The organism is Kitasatospora sp. NPDC059571, assembly GCF_042735675.1.
Taxonomy (GTDB): Bacteria; Actinomycetota; Actinomycetes; order Streptomycetales; family Streptomycetaceae; genus Kitasatospora.
Map to the genome: position 1 here is coordinate 1 of NZ_JBHWBW010000776.1, position 1,885 is coordinate 1,885.

General features: G+C 74.5%; 1 protein-coding gene. It reads left to right on the forward strand.

Annotated features, from left to right (window positions below):
- A partial coding sequence (locus tag ACFV0G_RS38915) for an RICIN domain-containing protein (RefSeq protein ID WP_380558508.1) occupies positions 1 to 1,850 on the forward strand: 1,850 nt, incomplete at its 5' end.
- Positions 1,851 to 1,885: the final 35 nt, after the last annotated feature.

A 1,885-nucleotide genomic window follows, 5' to 3' on the forward strand; every position in this document is an offset into this window, starting at 1 on the left:
CCTCGCTCCCCGCCGACGACGTGCCGCGCGCCCGCGACACCCGCGCCGTGACGGTCGCGTCCACGGGCGACCGCTGCGTCGCCGGGCGCCGCACGCCCGACGACCACTGCACCCACGGGCCGGACGCCCCGCCCAAGGGCGTGGACGTCAAGAAGGACACCGCGCCGGTCGCCAAGTCCGACCTGACGGCCGCGGACCCGAGCCGTCCCGCGCCGTCCGGCAGCGCCGCACCCGGTCCGGACGCCGGCGCCGAGCCGGCCGCGGACGCCCGGGCCGCCACCGCCGCCGCCACCGCCCGGCCCTCCGCACCGTCCGCGCCGGCCCGTTCGGCCGCGGCGCCGGCCGGGACGGCGGTGGCCTGCGACGGCGACGGCAGCACCGGCAACCGGGTCCAGGTGGTGTACGCGCACGGGCCCGGCAAGGACCGGTACGCCCAGTACGCCGCCTCGTTCCGCACCTGGGCGGCCGACGCCGACGCCATCTACCTGGCCAGCGCGCAGGAGACCGGCGGCGTGCGGCACATCCGCTTCGTCACCGCCGCGGACTGCACCCCGTCGGTGCTCGACGTCGAACTTCCGGACTCCGCGCTCGCCGAGTTCGGTGCGATGAACTCGGCACTGGCGTCCAAGGGCTTCAACCGCAAGGACCGCAAGTACATGGTCTTCGCGGACGCCAACGTCTACTGCGGCATCGGCACCTTCAACGGCGACGAGCGTCCCGGCCAGGACAACCTGAGCAACTTCGGCCCCTCGTACGGCCGGACCGACTCGGGCTGCTGGAGCGGGGCGACCGCCGCCCACGAGCTCGGGCACAACCTCGGCGCCGTGAACAACAGTGCGCCCAACAGCAGCAAGGGCGCGCACTGCACCGACGAGTGGGACATCATGTGCTACTCGGACACGCCGTACTACCCGACGATGCGCACCGTCTGCCCGGACCGCGGCCACGACGAGCGGCTCGACTGCAACCACGACGACTACTTCAACACCAGTCCGAAGCCCGGAAGCTACCTGGCGACCCACTGGAACGTCGCGAACAACAGCTTCCTGATGACCGGCAACGGCACCGGGCCGAACCCCGCCCCGTCGCCCAGCCCGACGCCGAGCCCCACCGGCAGCCCGTCACCGGGCCCGAGCCCCAGCCCGACCGGCGGCCCGTCCGGCGGACCGGACGCCGTGCTCGGCCAACTCACCTCCGACAGCGCGGTGGTCGGCTGGCCCGCGGTCGCGGGCGCCCAGTGGTACCAGGTCCGGCTCGGCGGCAACTTCCTCACCTGGGTCCAGCAGACCTCGGTGCGGATCTACAACCTGCGCCCCGACACCGACTACACGGTCGCGGTCGCCGTCCGCGACGGCAGCGGCAAGGACTCGCAGCCGGGCCGGACGCTGTCCTTCCACACCCCGAAGGCCGGCGGCACCACCACCACGCCCTCGACGGCCTACACGCTGACCAACGGGGCCAGCGGCCTGGCCGCCGAGATCTGGGGCGGGAAGTCCGCGGACGGCGCCGTCCTGGTCGGCTCGCCGCCCAACGGCTACGCCGGGCAGCGCTGGTACTTCGACGACGCCGGCAGCGGCTACCTGCGGATCCGCTCCGCGGTGTCCGGCAAGTGCCTGCAGCTGGGCGGCGCACCGGTGGCCGGCCAGTGGATCGCCCAGCAGCCCTGCGACGGACGCGACTCCCAGCAGTGGCGGCTGACCGCCTCGGGCAGCGCGCTGGCCGTCTCCGCCAAGGGCAGCAGCCTCGTCCTCGGCGTCGGCGACCGCCCGTACTACGGCGCATGGCTGCTCGAACTGCAGGATCCGGCGTCCGACGGCTACCACGCCTGGACGGCTCAGAAGGCCTCCTGACGCAGCGCAGCCGGCCGGGTCCGCCCGCCCGCGGG